Origin of the sequence: Synechococcus sp. UW69, from assembly GCF_900474185.1 — a bacterium.
Classification (GTDB): domain Bacteria; phylum Cyanobacteriota; class Cyanobacteriia; order PCC-6307; family Cyanobiaceae; genus Parasynechococcus.
The window spans coordinates 245604-265466 of record NZ_UCNW01000011.1 but is presented as its reverse complement, the minus strand read 5'-3'; the positions used below and the strand labels follow the sequence as shown (position 1 = coordinate 265466).

The 19863-nt window shown below is 58.7% G+C and carries 20 protein-coding genes; 15 read left to right on the top strand and 5 right to left on the bottom strand.

Annotation, left to right across the window (positions count from 1 at the left end):
• Window positions 1-2: 2 nt before the first annotated feature.
• Together crtL and DXY29_RS13895 are read left to right on the top strand one after the other, a co-directional pair.
• The gene (crtL, locus tag DXY29_RS12330) at window positions 3-1241 is read left to right on the top strand and encodes a lycopene beta cyclase (RefSeq protein ID WP_115025310.1); all 1239 of its coding nucleotides are present in this window, start codon (window positions 3-5) and stop codon (window positions 1239-1241) included.
• A 394-nt stretch (window positions 1242-1635) separates the two neighbouring features.
• A complete protein-coding gene (locus DXY29_RS13895) occupies window positions 1636-5631 on the top strand; it encodes an autotransporter outer membrane beta-barrel domain-containing protein (protein ID WP_170952226.1) in 3996 nt (1331 codons plus the stop codon).
• An 85-nt stretch (window positions 5632-5716) separates the two neighbouring features.
• On the opposite strand, the gene DXY29_RS12320 is transcribed toward DXY29_RS13895, so the two are convergent.
• Window positions 5717-7312 carry a glycoside hydrolase family 57 protein gene (locus DXY29_RS12320; RefSeq protein ID WP_115025394.1) on the bottom strand — a complete coding sequence of 532 codons (1596 nt, stop codon included), beginning with the start codon at window positions 7310-7312 and terminating at the stop codon, window positions 5717-5719.
• Window positions 7313-7421: 109 nt separating this feature from the next.
• Between DXY29_RS12320 and DXY29_RS12315 the strand changes: the two genes are divergently transcribed.
• Window positions 7422-9044 carry a 2-isopropylmalate synthase gene (locus tag DXY29_RS12315; RefSeq protein WP_115025308.1) on the top strand — a complete coding sequence of 541 codons (1623 nt, stop codon included), beginning with the start codon at window positions 7422-7424 and terminating at the stop codon, window positions 9042-9044.
• Window positions 9045-9054: 10 nt separating this feature from the next.
• A complete protein-coding gene (locus tag DXY29_RS12310) occupies window positions 9055-9879 on the top strand; it encodes a carbohydrate ABC transporter permease (RefSeq protein ID WP_115025307.1) in 825 nt (274 codons plus the stop codon).
• Here the strand turns inward: DXY29_RS12310 and DXY29_RS12305 are convergent.
• Window positions 9817-10110 (bottom strand): hypothetical protein, encoded by a 294-nt coding sequence (locus tag DXY29_RS12305; protein WP_115025306.1) that lies wholly within the window; start codon window positions 10108-10110, stop codon window positions 9817-9819. The genes DXY29_RS12310 and DXY29_RS12305 overlap by 63 nt on opposite strands.
• Before the next feature lie 61 nt (window positions 10111-10171).
• On the opposite strand from DXY29_RS12305, the gene DXY29_RS12300 reads away from it, so the two are divergent.
• On the top strand, window positions 10172-10417 hold the full coding sequence (locus tag DXY29_RS12300; protein ID WP_115025305.1) for a Nif11-like leader peptide family natural product precursor: 246 nt from the start codon (window positions 10172-10174) through the stop codon (window positions 10415-10417).
• 18 nt (window positions 10418-10435) lie between these two features.
• On the opposite strand, the gene DXY29_RS12295 is transcribed toward DXY29_RS12300, so the two are convergent.
• Both DXY29_RS12295 and DXY29_RS12290 read right to left on the bottom strand, forming a co-directional pair.
• On the bottom strand, window positions 10436-10645 hold the full coding sequence (locus tag DXY29_RS12295) for a hypothetical protein (protein ID WP_115025304.1): 210 nt from the start codon (window positions 10643-10645) through the stop codon (window positions 10436-10438).
• Between the two features lie 66 nt (window positions 10646-10711).
• Complete coding sequence (locus tag DXY29_RS12290) at window positions 10712-11164, bottom strand: hypothetical protein (protein ID WP_115025303.1); 453 nt, start codon at window positions 11162-11164, stop codon at window positions 10712-10714.
• A gap of 90 nt (window positions 11165-11254) precedes the next feature.
• On the opposite strand from DXY29_RS12290, the gene DXY29_RS12285 reads away from it, so the two are divergent.
• The 5 genes from DXY29_RS12285 to DXY29_RS12265 all read left to right on the top strand — a co-directional run bounded on the left by DXY29_RS12285 (window position 11255) and on the right by DXY29_RS12265 (window position 13234).
• Window positions 11255-11503, top strand: a complete 249-nt coding sequence (locus DXY29_RS12285; RefSeq protein WP_115025302.1) for a hypothetical protein — start codon at window positions 11255-11257, stop codon at window positions 11501-11503.
• Window positions 11503-11805, top strand: a complete 303-nt coding sequence (locus DXY29_RS12280) for an MTH1187 family thiamine-binding protein (RefSeq protein ID WP_115025301.1) — start codon at window positions 11503-11505, stop codon at window positions 11803-11805. Before DXY29_RS12285 ends, DXY29_RS12280 begins: the two co-directional genes overlap by 1 nt.
• 82 nt (window positions 11806-11887) lie before the next feature.
• Window positions 11888-12376: a hypothetical protein gene (locus DXY29_RS12275; RefSeq protein WP_115025300.1), complete on the top strand. Its 489-nt coding sequence runs from the start codon at window positions 11888-11890 to the stop codon at window positions 12374-12376.
• A gap of 8 nt (window positions 12377-12384) precedes the next feature.
• On the top strand, window positions 12385-12990 hold the full coding sequence (locus DXY29_RS12270; protein ID WP_244279393.1) for an RluA family pseudouridine synthase: 606 nt from the start codon (window positions 12385-12387) through the stop codon (window positions 12988-12990).
• Entirely contained in the window at window positions 12974-13234 is a 261-nt protein-coding gene (locus DXY29_RS12265; protein ID WP_370631216.1) for a SemiSWEET family sugar transporter, read from the top strand. Before DXY29_RS12270 ends, DXY29_RS12265 begins: the two co-directional genes overlap by 17 nt.
• Window positions 13235-13246: 12 nt before the next feature.
• On the opposite strand, the gene DXY29_RS12260 is transcribed toward DXY29_RS12265, so the two are convergent.
• Window positions 13247-15337 (bottom strand): HDIG domain-containing metalloprotein, encoded by a 2091-nt coding sequence (locus tag DXY29_RS12260; protein WP_115025299.1) that lies wholly within the window; start codon window positions 15335-15337, stop codon window positions 13247-13249.
• 70 nt (window positions 15338-15407) lie between these two features.
• Here DXY29_RS12260 and folD point away from each other — a divergent pair, with 70 nt between their 5' ends.
• The 5 genes from folD to DXY29_RS12235 are packed head-to-tail and all read left to right on the top strand — an operon-like array spanning window position 15408 to window position 19862.
• Window positions 15408-16289, top strand: a complete 882-nt coding sequence (folD, locus tag DXY29_RS12255) for a bifunctional methylenetetrahydrofolate dehydrogenase/methenyltetrahydrofolate cyclohydrolase FolD (protein ID WP_115025298.1) — start codon at window positions 15408-15410, stop codon at window positions 16287-16289.
• Window positions 16290-16297: 8 nt separating this feature from the next.
• Window positions 16298-16987: a TIGR02466 family protein gene (locus DXY29_RS12250; RefSeq protein ID WP_115025297.1), complete on the top strand. Its 690-nt coding sequence runs from the start codon at window positions 16298-16300 to the stop codon at window positions 16985-16987.
• 27 nt (window positions 16988-17014) lie between these two features.
• Window positions 17015-17905 (top strand): geranylgeranyl diphosphate synthase CrtE, encoded by an 891-nt coding sequence (crtE, locus tag DXY29_RS12245; protein WP_115025296.1) that lies wholly within the window; start codon window positions 17015-17017, stop codon window positions 17903-17905.
• Window positions 17902-18414 carry a divergent PAP2 family protein gene (locus DXY29_RS12240; RefSeq protein WP_115025295.1) on the top strand — a complete coding sequence of 171 codons (513 nt, stop codon included), beginning with the start codon at window positions 17902-17904 and terminating at the stop codon, window positions 18412-18414. Before crtE ends, DXY29_RS12240 begins: the two co-directional genes overlap by 4 nt.
• On the top strand, window positions 18411-19862 hold the full coding sequence (locus DXY29_RS12235; protein WP_115025294.1) for an ATP-dependent RecD-like DNA helicase: 1452 nt from the start codon (window positions 18411-18413) through the stop codon (window positions 19860-19862). The genes DXY29_RS12240 and DXY29_RS12235 overlap by 4 nt, the downstream gene beginning before the upstream one ends.
• Window position 19863 lies beyond the last annotated feature (1 nt).

Sequence of the window (19863 nt, the reverse complement as noted above, 5' to 3'; positions counted from 1 at the left end):
CCTTGGCTGAGCCGGTGGATGTGCTGGTGCTGGGGGGCGGTCCTGCCGCCCTTTGCATCGCTTCTGAACTGAATCAACGGGGAGTGGCTGTTGCCGGCATCGCTCCCGAACCGGTCGACGCTCCTTGGCCAAACACCTACGGCATCTGGGCCGATGAACTCAAAGCGGTGGGGCTCGAGCAGCTGCTGGAGCACCGCTGGAACGACACCGTCAGTTATTTCGGCGCAGGCGGCACAACGGCTCAGGATCAGAGCTATGGCCATGGAATTGACTACGGCTTGTTCGATCGGGCTGCCTTACAGCACTACTGGCTGGCGCGGGCTGATGGGGTGGTCTGGCATCAAGACACCGTTGAGCGGGTGGACGTGAATGGCTCCACCACCAACGTGTGCTGCGCATCGGGAACCACGTTGCAGGCGCGCTTGGTGATCGATGCCTCTGGTTCGCGCACGCCCCACATTCGCCGGCCGGATCAGGGGCCGGTGGCGGGCCAGGCGGCCTATGGCGTGGTGGGGCGTTTTTCCAAACCGCCGATTGAGCCGGGACGGTTTGTGTTGATGGACTACCGCTGCGATCACCTCAGCGAAGCGCAGCGCCGTGAACCGCCCACCTTTCTCTATGCGATGGATTTTGGTGATGGGGTGTTCTTCGTGGAAGAAACCTCACTCGCTTTGGCACCGGGTGTTCCCTACGACGTGCTCAAGCAACGGCTGCAGCAGCGCTTGGATCAGCGGGGCGTGGAGATCACCGAGGTGATCCATGAGGAGTTTTGCCTCTTCCCGATGAACCTGCCGCTGCCCGATCGCCGTCAGCCGGTGCTGGCTTTTGGTGGGGCGGCGAGCATGGTGCATCCCGCGTCGGGATACATGGTGGGCTCGCTGTTGCGTCGGGGCCCAGATCTGGCCCAGGCCATTGCCGAAGCCCTTGTCAATCCAGCCCTCGGATCAGCGGGCTTGGCGCAACGGGGCTGGCAGGCGCTTTGGCCGATCGAACTGGTGCTGCGCCACCAGCTCTATCAATTCGGCTTGGGTCGCTTGATGGGCTTCAACGAAGCGTTGTTGCGCACCCACTTCGCCACCTTCTTTTCGCTGCCTAGAGAGGAGTGGTTTGGCTTCCTCACCAACACCCTGCCGCTGCCGCGCTTGATGGGGGTGATGCTGCGTTTGTTTGCCCTTTCGCCTTGGGAATTGCGGCGGGGGTTGGTGCTAGGGGCGGCTCAGGATCAGGTGCCGGGGTTTTGAGATCAGTGCAGTTGGCATAGCCAAAACGCTCTGAAACTTGAATGTTGGCCATCCCCCTTGTGTTGCATGCCTCACCAACAATCGCTGCGTTCAAACTCCAGCGCTCAGAGTTTCGAGTTTAGCCTCTTTAATGTTACTTCAATTCGGGCGTCTGGAGGGAAAAGGGGTGAAATATCTCGCGAACTTCGAGATCTGCTCACTCATCCAATGCATCAAAGGGTTCACTTTTTGAAGCTCCTAGAGCAAGACCTTGAACTCATAACAAGACCAATGAGACTCGCTTTTTGTGTATCACGAGTTTGTTGTCGTGCCACTGGTTTTTGTCTAGAAGAAGAAAATCTACTGTTTTCGGCTGATGAAATTTGAGAAAGCTCTTGTGTTTTCATTGGCCTCAATGTCTGCGCTTCTTTCTGCGTCTCTTATAGGAGCGCCATCTGCATTGGCGAATATTGAAGTGTTCGACGAGGAGAGGAGGCGATTAGAGCTTGAAATTGATGGAAAAACCGCAACGTTGGATCTCGCTCAGGAGGATTACCGAGTGGGGGAATACGATTTCAATCCATTTACGGTTGAATACAAGGCTGGAGATGTTAATCATCTCGTCATTCAGGGCGGAAAGCGTAGTGGAGATATAGAATATATGGGCCAAATTTCTGACTTGTATAAACACTACGCAGACGGCGATCCTCTCAATCTTACTTATAAGGGTAAATTTCACGCATTAACTGATTTCTTGTATTCGAGTTATGGTGATTCAGAAGATAAGTCTGGCAATAACTTTGGTCGCATAATTTTCGACTCAAGTCTGGATCTCGGTCGTGTTGGGTCGGGCTCAGACGCAGGAGTATGGGAAGGGGTTAGGTTTTATGATGCCAATGCTGAAAGTTTCGAAAACTATACGAAATTTGTTTCTGCTCATAGTGCTTTCGATATTTATGGCTACGAAGGATCTAAAGTCGATAAGTTTTTGAATTATGGAACTATTCAAGTACTTAATGATGATGAACTTATGTATATAGACCAAGACGTTTCGCTGTCTTCCTTCCAGGTCTCTCCGTCTGCAGAATTTATATCATTGAACGAAAGGGATGAGTCTGTTGTAAATCGCAGCTATTCTATTAAGTGGGGGGTTGGTGATCCTGATGAAGATTCGCGATTTGGTCTTGAACGAATTATTCTAGCTGGAAAAAGAAGTGATCGTATACGAGTAGGCGATGCTGATGAAATGTCGGTTGCAATTCTAGGTTGGAATGATGATAATTATAGCTTTAATGAAGCAAATGATTTCCCCAATTTAAAAACTTGGCAGGTAGGTGCAGATCAAGAGGGGCCGTACGATGACAGCAAAGTGGTATGGGAGTTTGGCGGCGAGGGTGGCTATGCCGATGTCGATGCAATCACGATTGATGTTGTTCGTGGTACGGCAAGGCTGACTTCGGATAATGGCTTCGGAGATTACTTCGCTGAAGAAAATCTGAAGGGAGGCGAGATCCTTAGCAAGGTGATTGTTAAGAAGGATGGTGCCTTGGATCTTTACGGAAATTCAGTATCGATTGATGATCTTGTGTTCAAAGGTGGAACTCTTAAGAATGGCAAGGATGATGATGAAGCTTTTCTCGACTCAGGATTTGTCATCGATGATGAAGTATCGATTCAAGCGGATGGCCCCTTGAAGGTCTCCGGGGGGATCAAAGGTAAAGGCGGTTTGTCCAAGTCTGGATCTGAGGAATTAATATTGTCGGGGGCAAGTACTTATGAAGGCTCAACGACCATTGAAGATGGTCAGCTGTCTGTTACAGGCAATCTTCCTAATACAACAGAAGTCATTGTCAAGAAAAATGCTTACTACAATGTCTATTCATCAGACACTGTTGGCTCAATTTCTGGAGATGGAAATATAGAGATTGCCGAGTTAGAGACTTTGAGAGCAGGTGAGCTGGATTCCGAGTTTTCGGGAGAAATTTATGGTGCTGGTAAGTTCAGGAAGGTGGGTGAAGGCAAGACAATCTTCTCTGGTAAAAATACCTATAAAGGCAATACTGAGATTGTTAATGGTGATCTAACCGCTGGAAGCCTCACTGCAATCCCGAAAGAATCGGCCGTGAAAATAGGTGGATCAGGCCACCTTGATCTAGCATTGCTGCCAAAAAATATTACGGGTGACTTTGAAATCAATGATATCCAGCTTGTGAGCGCTAATGCAGAGCTGAGTGTCAGTACTCGTAACCCTTTAAAAGTCAAAGATCTCGATTTAGATAATGGAAAGATCAATGCCTATGTGTTTGACAAAGATGATGAAGCACCGATCCAAATTGAAAATGGTGGAGAATTTGATTACGATGAAGGCACGCTGAATGTGATTACTGACATTTCAGGTAATGAGCCTGAAGGGACCTGGAGCATTATCGATGGCGAGATTTCTAATGAAGAGAAGCTGGCCAAGAATACTGTTTTGATTGTGAATGATGTCGAGTATCCATTTAAAGGTCTTGGTGAAGCCAATGCTGTTACAGGTGCCTCTGCCATGTACCAGGGATATCTCAAAGAGGGATCGCTTAATCTTGTTGTTGAAGCCAAGAGTGAAGAACAGATCGATTGCCAGCTTCACCCAGCTAGCCCGGGTTGCCCGGACCCGGACCCGGACCCGAAACCAGAGCCTGACCCTGAATGTATGGGCGATGACTGCAAAGTGAGCAATGAGCTGCCAGATACTGATGATGACGGCTTGCCAGATGTTATTGATCCCGAACCTGAGAAGCCATGCGAGGGCGATGATTGCTTGGTGAGTAATGAGCTGCCGGATACCGATGGCGATGGTGAGCCTGATGTGATCGATAAGGACGACGACAACGACGGCATCCCGGATGAAAAGGACCCCGATGATGATGGCGATGGTGAATTAGATCAGCTACCGGGCTGTGAAGTGGGTGATGATTTGTGTGATGTGATCAGTGATATCCCCGGTGATGAAGATGAAGCCTGGGAGGAAGAAGAAGAGGTGGCAGGGGAGATCATCGACGCTCTGCTTGATGGCGTTGAGGATGAGGAAATTGATCTGGCCTTTAGCTTTGATTACGGCGAATTGGCTCGGCTGGTGGGAAGCGGCTTAGCGCCGCGGAATGTGGATGCAGCGGGCCGCGGTTTGGCGCTGCATAACAACCTGCTGGTGGATGCGGTGTTTGAACGGCAGCCGTTGCGTCAGTTCGAGGAGCTGTTGATCGCAGAAGAGGTTGTTGAGGAGAGCGTTGCGGTTGAGGAGGCCGTGATTGAGGAGGCGGCCCCTGTACAACCGCTGTGGCTGAAGGCTGATGAGCTCAGTGATGGAGAAGCGGCTGAGTATGTGGAAGGAGCAGTTGCAGGAGGCGAGGACGCTGAGGTTGAGGTTGCTGATGCTGCGGTGAACGGCGAGGCTGCTGTTGCGATTGAGGTTGAGGAAGACGCTGTTGTTGTTGAGTTCGACGGCGTCAGCCTTGTCGATGAGGAGGACGATGAGCTGGATTTGGCCAAGCGTGATGGCGTGAGCGCCTGGGTGAAGGGATTCGGCGGCAACAGCCGGGCTGATGAGTCGTCAATTCTTTACAACGACTACAGCTTGGATGCCTACGGCACCAGCTTTGGTGTGGATGTGGCGCTGAGTGAGTCATTCCAGATCGGTGCTTATGCGAATTACGGCGATCTGAATGTGCATCAGCACAGTGGTGAGACTGGTGGCGGCAGCTGGAACCCCGAGGGCTGGGGAGGTGGTTTAACGGCCCAGTACTCCACTCGCCATTTCTATGTGCAGGGCCTGCTGGGGGCGAGTGAATTCAGCGGTGAACAGTCCCGCAACATCCTGAGGATCAACGAGGATCTGGGCGGGAATACTGCGAAGGGTGACAAGAGCGTCACCAGCTATCTGGGAGCACTGCGGATCGGTGCCCCGTTCAAGACCGGTGGCGTGGTGCTGGAACCCCAGGGCCAGGTGGTGTGGACCCGCAACCACGAGCAAGGTTTCTCGGAAAGCCATGGAACGGAGAAGAACCTGCGGCTGAAGTACAAGAGCCGCACCACCAACTTTGCTGAGACGGAGCTGGGGATGAAGCTGTCGGTGCCGATCCGCACTGGTGAGCGTGCGCTGTTGGTGCCGAGTCTGCGGGCGGCGTGGCTGGCGGATTGGAACCAGGCGAACGAAGGCCAGGAGATTGGCTACAAGTTCACCAACCAAACGGTGGATTTCGAGTCACAGCTGGGCACCGAGAACGGCGCCTTGATTGAGGCAGGGCTGGATTACACGGTGCAGAACTTCAACGGCGTCTCCGTGAAGCTGTATGGCCGGGGCGGCATGGAGTTTTGGGCCAGCGACCGCGGCACGACATGGCGTGCGAGCGGGGGTGTGACGTTCCAGTTCTGATTGGGCCAGTTCTGATGCACGACTGATCCCTCAGTTGAGGGAGTGCTGAACACCCACGCCTCCCCCAAATGAGGGAGGCATTTTTTTATGCGCTGGGTGCAGAAGGCTGTGCCGGGGGCTGGAGCGGGGCCCAGTCCAACGGCTGAATCAGCGGGAACAGGCGGTCATCCATCTGCACCTCCTCGAGCCAACCCTCCGGTAGCTCTGCAGTGCCGTCGATCGCTTGCATCAGTTGCCAGAAGCGGCCCAGGTGGCGTTGCACCCGTTCTTTGGCCAGTTCGGTGGTGGTGCCGGCCCGGAGGATGAAGCTCCAATCCGACGACTGCGCCAGCAATAGTTCCCGAGCGGCTTGCTGCAGCCACTGCATGGCCTGCTCACTGCCCACCCCGCGGCTGCAGCGCTGCACCATCGCGGCACTGGCCTTTTCCCACTCGGGGATGATCCAGGCGTTGCTGTCGTTCAGCCAGTAGTCGTGATAGCCCCCCTGTCCCCAGCTGGAGGGGCAGGGATCGCAGAGTTGGAGTTGGCCAACGCTGTTCAGCACATCGCGGAGCCGGGTGAAGCTCACCCCCTCCTGGGGAGCCTGTTGGAACAGCTGGCTGAGAAAGGTGGGCCCTTCAAACCACCAGTGGCCAAACAGTTCGGCGTCGAAGGGGGCCACCAGCAGCGGCTGCACATCCATGGCGCGGCTCAGCTGATCCAGCTGCCGCCGACGGCCCTGCAGGTAATCCGCTGCATGCTCTTTCACCCGTTCAACAGCCACCCCCGGTTCATAGGGCTGTTTCCGGTCCAGCGGTGCGCTGTGATCGGTCACCCGATGCAGCTTCAGGCCAAGCGGTCGCGGTTGGTCGAGCCCCAAGGGCTTGAGCTCCTCGATCGGCAGGTCCCAGCCCAGATCGCGATGGAATTCCCGGTAGTGGGGATCGCCGGGGTAGCCATCCTTGGCCGACCACACCGGCAGCGTGGCGTCACTGTCACGCCCGAAGAAGGCCACCCCATTACGGCTGCAGATCGGGGCGTACACCCCGTAGCGGGGCCGGGGCCGGCCATGCAGCAGCCCATGGCCGTCCAGCACGGCATAGCGGAGCCCGGCATCGCGCATCCAGCGATCCAGCCCTTCGTAATAGGCGCATTCAGGCAACCAGATCCCCAGAGGCGATTCCCCGACGAGGCGCTGGTGTTCCCGCACCGCGGTGCGCAGTTGACCGCGCACCGCTTCCGGGTGATGGCGCAGCAGGGGGAGGTAGCCATGGGTTGCGCCGCAGGTGAGTAGATCGACCACCTCCTGGCGCTGCAGGGCTGCGAAACGCTGGATCAAGTCACCATCGCAGTCCTGCCATGCCGCTTTGTGTCGCTTGATGGACGCCGCCAGATGCTCGGCGCCATCGCGGAGCGCAGGATCCGCCTTCGGCAGCAGCGCGAGCCTCTCGTTCAGCCACTGGGGAAAGCGCTGCTTGAGGTCTTGATCACTCAGCAGCGATAGCAGCGTCGGCGATAAGCCGATGGTGAGTTTGGGGTGTTGCTCTGGGTCTGCGCTGGCCTGTTCCAGCGCTTCGAGCAGGGGCAGGTAGCACTCAATCAGTGCCTGGAAAAACCAGTCCTCTTCCAGAGAGCCTGGTTTTGCCGATCGCACGTAGGGCAGATGGGCATGCAACACCAGGGCGACAGCGCCTTTGGTCACGAACAAGCCCAAACGGTGGCTGAATTTAATCCGATTCCATCTCCATGCCTGAACTAAGATGAGTTAACTCATAGTCATTCCGACTAAGACCTCCGCTGGAGCCCCTTCCATGGCCAAGGACCCCGGTCGCGTCCTGATTTTTGACACCACCCTGCGGGATGGTGAGCAGTCTCCGGGGGCGAGCCTCAACCTTGAGGAGAAGCTGGCCATCGCCCAGCAGCTGGCTCGGCTCGGCGTGGATGTGATCGAGGCTGGATTCCCTTTCGCCAGTCCCGGTGATTTTGCCGCTGTGCAGCGGATCGCCCAGCAGGTCGGTGGGGACAACGGTCCGATTATTTGCGGTCTGGCCCGGGCATCGAGGGCAGACATCAAGGCCTGCGCCGATGCGGTTGCACCGGCGCCGCGTCGCCGCATTCATACCTTTATTGCCACCAGCGACATTCACCTCGAGCACAAACTGCGCAAAAGCCGTGCCGATGTGCTGGGCATTGTTCCCGAGATGGTGAGCTATGCCCGCTCGCTTGTGGAAGACGTTGAATTCTCCTGTGAAGACGCAGGGCGAAGTGATCCGGAGTTCCTCTACGAGGTGATTGAGGCGGCGATTGCTGCGGGTGCCACCACGATCAACATTCCCGACACCGTTGGCTACACCACGCCGTCGGAGTTCGGTGCTCTGATCGCGGGCATCAATCAGCACGTGCCCAACATCGCCGATGCCGTGATCTCGGTGCATGGCCACAACGATCTCGGTCTGGCGGTGGCGAATTTCCTCGAAGCGGTCAAGAACGGCGCCCGTCAGCTCGAATGCACGATCAATGGCATTGGCGAACGCGCCGGCAATGCATCCCTCGAGGAGTTGGTGATGGCGTTGCATGTGCGGCGTCGCTACTACAACCCGTTCTTCGGACGGGATGAGGAAAGCCCTACGCCACTGACGGCCGTACGCACCGAAGAGCTGACCAAGACCTCCAGGCTGGTCTCGAATCTCACCGGGATGGTTGTTCAGCCCAACAAGGCAATCGTCGGTGCGAACGCCTTCGCCCATGAATCCGGCATTCACCAGGACGGCGTGCTCAAGAACCGGCTGACCTACGAAATCATCGATGCCAAGACCGTGGGGTTGTCTGACAACCGCATCTCCCTCGGCAAGCTCAGTGGTCGCAGTGCCGTTCGCGCCCGTCTGGAGGAACTGGGCTATGACCTCACCCGCGACGATCTCGATGAGGCGTTTGCTCGCTTCAAGGAACTGGCTGATCGCAAGCGCGAGATCACGGACCGAGATTTGGAGGCGATTGTCAGCGAACAGGTGCAGCAGCCTGAAGCCCGCTTTCAGTTGAAGCTGGTTCAGGTCAGCTGCGGAAGCAGCCTGCGCCCCACTGCCACCGTCACGCTGTTGGATGAAGAGGGCAGTGAGACCACAGGCTCGGCGGTGGGCACCGGTCCTGTGGATGCCGTCTGTCGTGCCTTGAATGATCTGGCGGGTGTGCCCAATGAATTGATCGAGTTTTCGGTTAAGTCGGTTACCGAGGGCATCGATGCCATGGGCGATGTGACCATCCGCCTGCGACGCAACGGTGCGCTCTATTCCGGCCACGCTGCCGACACCGATGTGGTGGTGGCAGCGGCGATGGCTTTTGTGAATGCTCTTAATCGCCTGGTGGCCGGTGAGGAGCGCCAGTCATTGCATCCGCAGAAGGATCCTGTTGTTCTGGAGACCCGACCGACGCTCTAGAGCCGACCCCATGCGCACCTCCACCGCCCGGGCTGTTCAGCTGGTGCTGCTGATTCTTCTTGCGCTGCTGGTGCTCACGCCGTTGCTCTGGTTGGTGAGCACCTCGCTCAAGGGTCCGGCGGAAGACATCTTCAGCAGTCCGCCGGCGTTGTTGCCCGCCCAGCCGAGCTTCGATGCCTACGTCCGGCTGTTTCAAGACAATCCCCTCACCACCTATCTGTTCAACAGCACCGTGGTGAGTGGCCTGGCGGTGCTGGCCAACCTGCTGTTCTGCTCCCTTGCCGCCTACCCCTTGGCCAGGTTGCGCTTCGCCGGCCGAGGCCTGGTGCTGGGCTTGGTGGTGGCCACGATCCTGATTCCTTTTCAGGTGGTGATGATTCCGCTGTATCTGCTGATGGTTCAGTTGGGGTTGCGCAACACCCTGCTGGCCTTGGTGATCCCCCAGGCGGCCACTGCTTTTGGTCTTTATCTCCTGCGCCAAAGCTTTCTTGGCGTTCCCAAGGAACTCGAGGAGGCGGCACGGATTGACGGTTGCAGTCGCTTGGGGGAATGGTGGAACGTGATGATCCCGGCTGCCAAAGCTGATCTCATCACCCTGGCGATGTTTGTCTTCATCGGCACTTGGAGTGATTTTCTCTGGCCTCTGGTGATTCTTGACGACCCATCGCTTTACACACTCCCTTTGGGTCTGCAGCAGCTGTCCAGCAGCTTTTCACTGGATTGGCGGATCGTTGCGGCCGGATCGGTGGTGTCAATCCTGCCGGTTCTATTGCTATTCGTGCTGTTGCAGCGCTTCATCCTGCCCAATGCCAGCGGGGATGCTGTGAAGGGATGAGTTGATGGATGTGCGCATGGCCGCAAAGGCATCCATGCGTTCCTGCATCAAGCCCATCTGTTGGCTGAGCAGGTCGCTGTGGGCATGGTCTGGTGTTTGTTGCTCCAGCTGATGGATCCGTTCTTGCAGCGCATGGATGCGTTGATCCTGCTGTTTCAATCCCTTCAGCAGCGTTACGACGAGAACACTCACAAGAGCGAGGCTGCCGCAGCTGATCAGTTTCAACAGCATGCGACCTCCCGAATCAGGCTGATGCTGACTTGAATGGGATGTTCCAACAAGAGCTGCTGTGATGTCTCTCGACGATCTGGATCAATTTCTGAACCTTCGTGACAGCGATCCTGGACTGGCCCAGGCCTTGGCACAGCCTATGGATCTTGAGCAGTTTCTTGCACTCGCTGCCGAGCGCGGATACGTCTTGACCGAGGCGGATGTCTTTGCGGCACAGCAGCGTGAACATCGCGTCAGAACAGCAGCGGAGCTTCAGCAGGATCAGGCCTCGGAATCGCGTCGCCTACGCAATTTCATTAACGGCTGACCACCAACGCTTCACTTTTCATTGATCCAGTTTCACGACGTCCGGTGTTTCGCCGTGCACTTCTCCAATCCAGCGGGCGTGGGTGACGGCACCATCGTGGGTGTGGAAAATCCAGGCCTTGTCCAGGGATGGCTGCCGCTCGATGTGTTGATCAACGGCATTGACGCCGAGGTAACCGCCGGCTGAGGAGGACCGCAGCACGTAGCGTTCGGCGTACTTGGTGAGCATTAGCTGAGAGGGGGCTCTAATTGATCGCTAGCGGTGCGTTCTTGCAGTCTGCTTCGATCTGCGGAATTACTTTTCTTTTCCCTCCTGGAGAGTTAATAGGGTTTGTTGTTGCCAGGCCAGCTCGTCCGGTGCTGCAAATCGGCTCTGATGACCGCCGTCTCTGAACCAGGGAGCGCTGAGGGCCGTGATCTTCAGTTCGTCCGTGTTGAGATCCCAGGTGTTTTGGAGGTAGCTGCGGAGTTGTTCCGTCTCAGGGGGATCGGGCTGTTGCCAGTGCACCACGGCCAATTGCCCCGGTCGTGACTGGAGAATGGCCAGACGGTGATTCGGGTGGCCGTCGTTGGCGGGCTGAACGGATTCCTGAAGCTGCTCCTCGCAGACGTAAAGACGCAGTGGGACAGTGCTGTCAGGTTGGGGAAGTGGATATTTGTTGAGATACAGGGCACGAGCTTTCTGAAACGCTGCCCCCGGGGCCTTGGCCATCAAGCTGTTGTAGGCCTGCTGCAGCTGCTCACTCATGTCGTTGCCGCCATGTTGCTGGCTCCAGTGTGTGGATGATTCGGGGCCATGAACATGGGAGAATGGTGACACTTCCGGGATTGGATCGCGATGGCTAAACATCGCTCCCGCTACCGGTTGGTTGGCCTTGACGGTCAGCCTCATCCGGTGCTCGATGCCCCTTACGACACGTTGGAACTAGCTCTCGCCGAGGCCAGTGATTGGTGCACTGGACAAGGGGCTCGATGTTCGATGGGACAGCAGGGAATTGCAGTTGAAGTGCGAACCGACAGCGGTAGTTGGCGCACCATCGACTATCCGGTCAGCTGCTTGAGCCAATCCAGCGTGATGGTGGACTGATGTGGGTCAGTGTTGACCTCTGCGTTGTGCCGATCGGCGTTGGCGTCAGTCTTTCCCCCTACATCGCCGCCTGTGAACGCGTGATTGCTGCCACGGGCCTTCAGCATCAGCTGGGTCCCAATGGCACCGCGATCGAAGGCCCCTGGGAGGAGGTCATGGCTTGTGTGCGCGCTTGTCACGTTGAGTTGCACGGCATGGGAGCCCCACGGCTCTACACAACCCTCAAGCTCAACACTCGAACCGATCGGCAGCAGTCGTTCTCCGAGAAGGTCGCTTCCGTTGAGAACCTCCTCAGTGATTGAAAATCTATAGATCTTTAGTGGGTTTCGGCGCGGCTTGAGTCGCTTTTGGGATCAATGAGATTGTTCAGCGCTGCTCTGCCCCATGCGTCGAGGTTTCGGGGGGGTGTTGTTGGCTCTGCTGGTCATGAGCCTGACGGGAGGTGCCGTTCAGGCGTCAACGTGGGATCGCATCGCCAGTTACCTGCGGCTGCTGCAGCGGGCGGGCGTCAATGCGCTGGTGGCGCCTGACTGTCCTGCCGGCTTGCTGGGGGCCTTTCATGAGGGCAAGCAGGCCCTCTTGATGTGTGGCAACAACCTTCCCGACGATCCATCGGTTGTTTGGGTCGTTCTGGCCCACGAATCAGCCCATGTGATGCAGTCGTGTAACGGCGGAAACTTGATGCCCGCGCCGTTGTTGGCCAAAAACATGGCGGAGGCCCGCCGTTTTGAGCCGGATACTTTTCACGAGTTGCAGCTGTATCACACGAGTCAGCATCACGTTGAGGCGGAAGCCAGGCTGGTTCAGGCTCTGCCGCCCATCCAGGTGGTGGCCTTGTTTGAAAAACACTGCGCCACTCGACTCTCCCCTTGAAGCTGCTGATGCTCGACCCTTGGCTGATGGTGGTCGATAAGCCCGCCGGCCTGCTGACGCAACCGGGCCTCGGGCCTGATCAACAGGACTCCGTGATCACCCGATTGCAGTGCAAGGAGCAAGGTCTGCGATTGGTTCACCGCTTGGATCGCGACACCTCGGGTGTGCTGCTGCTGGCCAGGAGTGCCGATGCCCTACGGCGGCTCAGTGCCCTATTTGCCGAACGTCGGATCAACAAGCTGTACCAGGCGGATGTTGAGGGGGAGCTCCTTGGCCGCGGCTGCATTGCTAGCCCCTTGGCACGACTGTCACGCCAACCCCCGCGCTACGGCCGCCATCCCGAGGGACGTCTGGCGCTAACCCTTTGGAAAGTCTGCGCTGCTTGTGCCCACGGCACGCGGATCTGGCTGCGCCCGCTCACGGGGCGCTCCCATCAGCTGCGGGCCCATCTGGCCGAGCTCGGACACCCCATCGTTGGTGATCCCATCTATGGGGATGCCGCTCGTTCGTTCCGCTTGCATCTGCATTCCCAGGCCTTGAGCTTTCGGCATCCCTTCACCCACCGACGCGTTCGTTTGATCTCGCAGGAGGTTCCCTTTGCAACTGAGTTCTGAACTCGTTGGCTACCTGGCCGCAGGCTTGACGACGGTCAGCTTCTTTCCGCAGGCCATCAAGACGCTGCGCAGTGGTGACACCAAGTCCATCTCGTTGGGCATGTATGGCCTCTTCACCAGTGGCGTTGCGCTTTGGTCGCTGTACGGCTTGCTGGTCAAGGATGGCCCTGTGCTGGTCGCCAACCTGATCACCCTGGTTCCGGCTGCCGTTGTGCTGCAGCGCAAGATTGTTGGATGCCGATGAAGGAGCAGCCGATCAACGTCGCGCTGGAATCGGATAGGGAATGCGGCGGTGGCGCATCCGTCGCCACACCTGTACGAAGGCACGGATCACCAATTCCACTTCGCTGCGGTTGAGGCTGCTTTTGCGCAGTTGTCCATCCCGCTGTCGTGACTCCACGATTCGTCGCACCGTGTCCACCGCCTGCGCATCAGAGGTGTCGGGAGGAAGGGATCGCAGGGCTGCCTCACATCCGTCAGCCAGCATCAAAATTGCTGTTTCTTTGGAGCGAGGTTCGGGGCCTCTGTACCGAAAGCGGCGTTCCTCAACCGCCCCGCCGCGCTCCTGGGCCTTGTGGAAGAAGTAGCCCATCTTCAAGGTGCCCTGGTGCTCAGGGATGAAATCGGCGATGGGCCGGGGCAGTCGGTGGCGCCGCGCCAGCTTCAGCCCCTCATCCACGTGGGCCTGGAGCACCGCTGCACTCGCCTGGGGATCGTCCAGTGCGTCGTGGGGATTGGGGCCATCTTTCTGGTTCTCGATGAACCAGTCCGGCGCATGCAGTTTGCCGACGTCGTGATACAGCGAGCCGGTCCGGATCAGATCCACGTCCGCACCGATGGCCCGCGCCCCCTCCTCCGCCAGGCCGCAGATCATCAGGGTGTGTTCAAACGTTCCAGGGGCTTCGCAGGAGAGGCGCCGCAGCAGGGGGCGTTCCTGATCCGCCAGTTCCAGCAGCCGCGCCCGGGTCAGTAATCCGAAGGATCCCTCGAGAATGGGGATCAGCAGCAGGCTGAGCATCAGCAGCACCCCGAGCAGCAGGGTGTCGGTGGCTAGTTCATCCAGGCTGGGATTCAGGCTTCCCCAGAGCCGCAGGCCCGTGAGGGGCTGTAGTTGCAGCAGCAACCATTGGCCCACGAGGGCACCGATCGGCAGCAGCACCGTTAGTTGAAGGAGCTGTCCGCGGCTGCGTTGACGGCCCGCGATCAAGGCACCAGCTGCAGCGACCGTTGCTGCCACAAGAAGGCGACCATCTCCCAGACCCTGCACGGGTTCCGGCCAGAGCAGAGCGGCTACACCCATCCAGACCAAACCGCAGCCTGTACCGAGACCTTCAGCCAGCACCAGGGTGGGTGGCACCAGAACGGCGAGCGGGCTCACGGTTCCCTTGAACCAGAGTTTGGCGACCTGCACCAGGAGAAGAAGTCCCACCGCCAGCAGGGCGTGGCGTACCTCCAGGCCAGGCCGTTCGCGCCGCATCACCAACAGCATTGCTGCGCAGCCAGCAGCAGCTTCCACGAACCGCTGAAACCAAATCAAAGGTTGGGGTTCGCGGCGCACGCGGCCGAAATAATCGAGCACGTCGTAGGCCTGGGGACTGATCGGTTCGCCTTTGCGGGTGATCAGATCTCCCTTGCGCACTTGGATCGTCGGGATGGCCTGTTTGGTCAGCTGCTCTTCGATCAGCTGTTTGCTCAGGTTCGGGTCGGTGCGCAGGTTGCTGCTCCCGCGCAGGGTGCTGGTCAGCACCTTGGTGGCCAGGGATCGGGACGCCGGCTCCTTCAGTGCGACAGCCTTCAGTTGAAGGTCGGCAGCCCGGCGCAATTGCTCAACGGCCAGATTGCTGACCAGTCCTTGGCTGAGCATCCGATTTGCAGTGCTTCGCACCGCGACATCCCAGGCGAGATGCTCCTGTTCGCTGCGTTGTTCCAGCCACTTCTGCTCCGGCTCGGACAGGTTGACCGGCCCGATCCGGGCTCCCGAACCGGTGTTGGTGATCTCCTGCAGCTGAAGCAGTTGCTGTTCCAGGCGTTGTTTAAGTCGTTGGTTCTGGTCTTGATCGATGACCTGGACCACTGATCGCGCCACCAGAGAGGCGCGCTGCTGCTCAAGGGCGGTGTTGTCCTGAACCAGGACATCTTTCGGTGCGATGGCGTCAAATGGTGCCAGCGATCCCGGCTGGAGTTCTGGTTTGATCAGCCAAGGCAGGCTTGAGACGGCCGCCACAGATAGGCACAACAGCAGAACGACGAAGGCTTGCAAGCGCGTCCAGCGCAGCAGGCGGCTCCCTGGGCCCTCGAGCCGCAGCCAGTTCCTCCTGAGGCTGCTCAGCCGTGGAACGCGAACCAAAAAGGACCCCGTAGCGGCTTCACGCTAGCTCTCTCCAGAGGGCATGCTGGACGCAGTGGACTGAGATGCCATGGCCCTGCGTTTGGATGGCAAGGTGCTGGCAAGGGATGTGGAGCGTCGTCTTCAATCCCTGATCGAACAGCGTCTGGCTGAGGTGGGGCGACCGCCAGGGTTAGCGGTGCTGCGTGTCGGAGAGGATCCGGCCAGCGCCGTCTACGTCGCCAACAAAGAAAAGGCTTGTGCTCGGATTGGTGTGGCCAGCTTTGGCGATCACCTCCCCGGCGACACTCCTGCTGCGGTCGTGCTTCAGACCATTGAACGGCTGAATGCCAACCCGGAGGTGGATGGGATCCTGCTCCAGCTTCCGCTCCCTGGAGGCCTTGATGAGGGGCCACTGCTGATGGCTATTGATCCCGAGAAGGATGCAGATGGTCTGCACACGCTCAATCTCGGCCGGCTGCTTAAGGGGGAACCGGGCCCGCGCAGCTGCACCCCCGCAGGAGTGATGGCGTTGCTGCGCAGCAATGGAATCGACCCGGCGGGCAAGCGCGCTGTGGTGATCGGTCGAAGCATTCTTGTGGGACAACCGATGGCCTTGATGCTTCAGGCGGCCAACGCGACCGTCACCATTGCCCATTCCCGCACGGCAGATCTGGCGGCGCACTCCCAGGAGGCTGAGATTCTGGTTGTGGCGGCAGGGCGTCCCCAGTTCATCGGGGCAGACCACGTGCGGCCGGGTGCGGCTGTGGTGGATGTCGGTATTCACCGCAAGCCTGAAGGCGGTCTATGCGGTGATGTTCGCGCTGATGAAATCGAGTCGATCGCCGGTGCGCTCTCACCTGTCCCAGGAGGTGTCGGACCGATGACGGTCACGATGCTTCTGGTCAACACCGTGGTGGCGTGGTGCAGACGCCACAACATTGACCATGATTTGGACGATCTCGTGCCCTGATCGATTCAATGGCGCTGCACTGGCTGTTTCCAACACCCGTTCTGCAGGCGGATCTTGAACCGGATGTCGCGACGGCCGCAGCCATGCAGCAACAGCTTGAGCAGTTCGACGCGCAGGTGTATCAGCACCCTGAGTTCAGCGATCGCAACAACCTCACGGGAGATTTGTTGGGCCACGCCGGCCTGGATCAGTTGCATCGTATGGATGCGTTCCAGTGGCTGAACGCTCAGTTATCTGTTCACGTGTCGGACTATCTCCGTGCGCTCCTGGGGAACGATCACGGCCTTGTGGCGCACATCCAAAAAGCCTGGCCTGTGGTTTGTGCCAGAGATGGCGGAACAATTGATTTGCACAGCCATCGCAATGCTCAGTTGAGTGCGGTGTTTTATGTGTTGGCAGATCCGGCGAACGAGAGTGGGGAGCTTGAATTTGAGGCTCCCGACGATTACTTCAGCCATGTGATGGCGATTCCCTATCGCGATGCCGCCGTCTCCGGTGGTGTTTTCGCGCCGACGCCCCACCGGCTGTTGTTGTTCCCTTCGGATCTTCGGCATCGGGTGCTCCCCTATGAAGGGGGAGGACCCCGCTATTCGGTCTCCTATGACCTCGCCATCACCACGGCGCCAGGGAAGGGACGCGAGATGCGAACACCCCACCCCATGGATTGGGTCCCACTCGGCATCAAGGACTCGGCCTGAGAGAATCCCGCCAGCCAGGGTCCACCCATGAGCGCCGAGTTTGATTTCAAGGCCTATCTCGGCAAGGCCAAAGAGCGGGTGGAAACGGCACTTGATGGATCCCTAGGTCCTGAGAGGCCGGAGTCCTTAAGGGAAGCGATGCGGTATTCGCTGCTTGCCGGTGGAAAGCGGTTGCGTCCAATTCTTTGCCTCGCCGCCTGCGAGTTGGCCGGGGGGGACGCATCGCAGGCTCTGCCGACTGCGGTGGCGCTTGAAATGATCCACACCATGTCGCTGATCCATGACGACCTGCCGGCCATGGATGACGATGACTTGCGGCGTGGTCGTCCCACCAATCACAAGGTGTACGGCGAAGCCGTTGCCATCCTCGCGGGTGATGCACTGCTGACCCGAGCCTTTGAAATGGTGGCACTGCGCAGTCCGGATGTTCCTGCTGAGCGTCTGCTCAAGGTGGTGGGAGAACTGTCGTTGGTGGCCGGTGCGCCAGGTCTGGTGGGCGGCCAGGTGGTGGATCTGGAAAGCGAAGGAAAGGAGGTGGATCTTGAAACCCTCGAGTACATCCACCTCCACAAAACGGGAGCTCTGTTGAGCGCTTGTGTCATTACTGGGGCCATGATTGGCGGCGCCGATGAAGCGCTGATCAAGGCCCTACGCGTCTACGCGAGGGGGATTGGCTTGGCGTTCCAGATCATTGACGACATTCTCGACATCACCGCCAGCAGCGAGGTGTTGGGCAAAACCGCCGGCAAAGATCTCATCGCCGATAAGACCACCTATCCCAAGCTTCTGGGGTTAGAGGAATCCCGCCACAGGGCTGACGCGTTGGTCAATGAAGCGAAAGAAGCTCTCCAGCCTTGGGCCGAGAAGGCGGTTCCCCTGCTCGCATTGGCCGACTTCATCACCAGCCGCGACCGATGATCGAAGCCATTCCCTCCCACGCTGTTGTGCAGGAGGTGTTCGACAACAGTTCGCTGACCTGGGGCTTGATGGCCTGCGGTGTAGCTCAGTTGTCCAAACTGTTCCTTGAGTTGCTGCTGCACCGCCGTTGGCGTCCGGCGGTGCTGATTGAAACCGGTGGCATGCCCTCCAGCCACTCCGCCCTGGTTACAGGGACGGCGGCGTGTGTTGGATGGACCCTTGGTTTTGATCACCCCCTGTTCGCCCTCGCGGCGATGGTGGCGTTTGTCGTGATGTACGACGCCAGCGGCATTCGTCGCGCTGCCGGGCTGACGGCGGAACGGGTCAACGGCCTGCCTGATTCGCTTTGGCCGGAGCCCCATGCGAAGCCGCTTAAGGAAAGCCTGGGCCACAGTCGGCTGCAGGTGCTGGTGGGCAGCCTGATGGGCCCCGCCATCGCCTTGCCCGGCTTGGTGTATCTGGGATCACCGCTGCATCTGGTGGCCCGTCTTGGAGCGGGGCTGGGGTGACCGCAGCCGCTGAGCTCACCGCTGATCAGCAGGCGGCGGCAGATGCCTTTGCGTCCTGGCTCAATCAGCCCGTTGATGGCACGCCGTTTGTGCTCAGTGGTTTCGCCGGCAGCGGCAAGACCTTCCTCTCGATGCGGCTGTTAAGGCAGGTGGAAGCCAGCGGATTGTGTTGGACCGTTGTGGCCCCAACCCACAAAGCGGTTGGCGTTTTACGCCAGGCGCTGGAGTTGGAGGGTCTCCAACCCACCTGGTATCCCTCCACCATCCATCGTTTGTTGCGGCTGAAGCTCAAGCGATCCGCTGACGCTGAACTCTGCGAACCCACAGAGCAGACGGCCATGGCCCTGGAGAACCTGGGTTTGGTGCTGATTGACGAAGCTTCCATGGTCGACAGCACCCTGCTGGGCATTGCCCTCCAGTGCGCCCATCCGTTCAAGACCCGTTTGGTGTTCGTTGGTGACCCCGCCCAGTTGCCACCGGTGGGAGAGGAGAACAGTCCCGTTTTTGCGATGCAACGGTCTTGTTCCGCCACGTTGACCGAGGTGGTTCGTCATCAAGGACCCGTGCTCCAGCTGGCCTCTGGTCTCCGGGAGGGTCGCTTGCCCTGCCAGATGCCGCCGCTGATGCCGCCGATTCGATCACCGCAGGGCCAGGTGTGCAGCTTGATCCAACGGGAGTGGCTGGATCAGGCCCGGCGTGCCTTGCGTGAAGCCTCGGTGCAAGACAACCCCGATGCTGCACGCATCCTCTGCTACACGAACCGCACCTTGGATCGTCTTGTGCCCCATGCGCGCCGTGCCATTCATGGGGAGATGGCGGATCAGATGCCGGTGCTGCCTGGTGAGGTGTTGATCAGTCGCACTGCGGTGATGGCACCGGCCTCAAGGGATGGTGAAGAGGCCGGCGAAGAACCCGACATGGTGTTGGGTTCCAACCGCGAAGTGACTGTGCGTGACATCAAGCCGGAGGCCTGTGATCTGGCGGATTTCGGCCTGTCGTCAGCCGACGGTCCCGTGCCTGTGATCGAGACGCTGTCTGCGACGGTGAATGCCGGGGATCTGGAACTCACCCTGCGCCTGCAGCCTCCGATCGGAAGTTCCGGTCGTCAGGAGCTTGATGCGGTGATGCACCGCCTGCGCAAGCAGGCCCGTGATGCCGGTAAAAAAAACGGGCGAGCGATCTGGCGTCAGTACTTTTTGATTCGCGATGCTTTCGCTTCGCTTGGTCCTGCAGCTGTGCTCACGGTGCACCGCAGCCAAGGCAGCAGCTTTGGGGATGTTTTTGTGGCGCCAGATGTGTTCCGGGCGGATCCCTCGATTCGTCAGCAGCTCTGTTACGTCGCTGTGTCCCGTGCTCGCACGGGGGTCTGGTTGCTCGGCGGGGAGACGTCGTCTGACCTGCGCGCCTCATGGCAGCGCGAATTCGACAACGCGAGAGAACCCAAATGAA

What these genes read in the sequence shown, in the direction of transcription:
- DXY29_RS13895 (WP_170952226.1), top strand. Translation starts at nt 1,636, where the DNA reads ATGTCTGCGCTTCTTTCTGCGTCTCTTATAGGAGCGCCATCTGCATTG.
- DXY29_RS12315 (WP_115025308.1), top strand. Translation starts at nt 7,422, where the DNA reads ATGGCCAAGGACCCCGGTCGCGTCCTGATTTTTGACACCACCCTGCGG.
- DXY29_RS12310 (WP_115025307.1), top strand. Translation starts at nt 9,055, where the DNA reads ATGCGCACCTCCACCGCCCGGGCTGTTCAGCTGGTGCTGCTGATTCTT.
- DXY29_RS12305 (WP_115025306.1), bottom strand. Translation starts at nt 10,110, where the DNA reads ATGCTGTTGAAACTGATCAGCTGCGGCAGCCTCGCTCTTGTGAGTGTT.
- DXY29_RS12300 (WP_115025305.1), top strand. Translation starts at nt 10,172, where the DNA reads ATGTCTCTCGACGATCTGGATCAATTTCTGAACCTTCGTGACAGCGAT.
- DXY29_RS12295 (WP_115025304.1), bottom strand. Translation starts at nt 10,645, where the DNA reads ATGCTCACCAAGTACGCCGAACGCTACGTGCTGCGGTCCTCCTCAGCC.
- DXY29_RS12290 (WP_115025303.1), bottom strand. Translation starts at nt 11,164, where the DNA reads ATGAGTGAGCAGCTGCAGCAGGCCTACAACAGCTTGATGGCCAAGGCC.
- DXY29_RS12285 (WP_115025302.1), top strand. Translation starts at nt 11,255, where the DNA reads ATGGCTAAACATCGCTCCCGCTACCGGTTGGTTGGCCTTGACGGTCAG.
- DXY29_RS12280 (WP_115025301.1), top strand. Translation starts at nt 11,503, where the DNA reads ATGTGGGTCAGTGTTGACCTCTGCGTTGTGCCGATCGGCGTTGGCGTC.
- DXY29_RS12275 (WP_115025300.1), top strand. Translation starts at nt 11,888, where the DNA reads ATGCGTCGAGGTTTCGGGGGGGTGTTGTTGGCTCTGCTGGTCATGAGC.
- DXY29_RS12270 (WP_244279393.1), top strand. Translation starts at nt 12,385, where the DNA reads ATGCTCGACCCTTGGCTGATGGTGGTCGATAAGCCCGCCGGCCTGCTG.
- folD (WP_115025298.1), top strand. Translation starts at nt 15,408, where the DNA reads ATGGCCCTGCGTTTGGATGGCAAGGTGCTGGCAAGGGATGTGGAGCGT.
- DXY29_RS12250 (WP_115025297.1), top strand. Translation starts at nt 16,298, where the DNA reads ATGGCGCTGCACTGGCTGTTTCCAACACCCGTTCTGCAGGCGGATCTT.
- crtE (WP_115025296.1), top strand. Translation starts at nt 17,015, where the DNA reads ATGAGCGCCGAGTTTGATTTCAAGGCCTATCTCGGCAAGGCCAAAGAG.
- DXY29_RS12240 (WP_115025295.1), top strand. Translation starts at nt 17,902, where the DNA reads ATGATCGAAGCCATTCCCTCCCACGCTGTTGTGCAGGAGGTGTTCGAC.